The following is a 216-nucleotide window of genomic DNA, read 5'->3' as shown; positions in this document are numbered from 1 at the left end:
TTGCCTCTGCGTTTGCTGGTGTAGATGAAAAGCTGACATGGCTTTCTAAGCAGATTAATAGTGCGGAAGATGGCACGTTGATATATAACGATTTTGTATCCCAAGAGAAAGATACGAATATCATCACGATTGGTAAGGATGTCGATGGTGATAAGATTTCCATTTTGAATAATGAAGGAAAAGTTCGTGTCCTTTCTGGTGTAGCAGAGGCAACTG

General features: G+C 40.3%; 1 protein-coding gene. It reads left to right on the top strand.

The window, feature by feature from the left end:
* Positions 1-216, top strand: a 216-nt coding sequence (locus J7R05_RS09150; protein WP_208541953.1) for a hypothetical protein, incomplete at both ends; no start/stop codon positions are given.

This window comes from Bartonella capreoli (assembly GCF_902813205.1).
In the GTDB taxonomy this organism is placed as follows: Bacteria; Pseudomonadota; Alphaproteobacteria; order Rhizobiales; family Rhizobiaceae; genus Bartonella; species Bartonella schoenbuchensis.
This window is presented reverse-complemented; position numbering and strand designations above follow the sequence as displayed.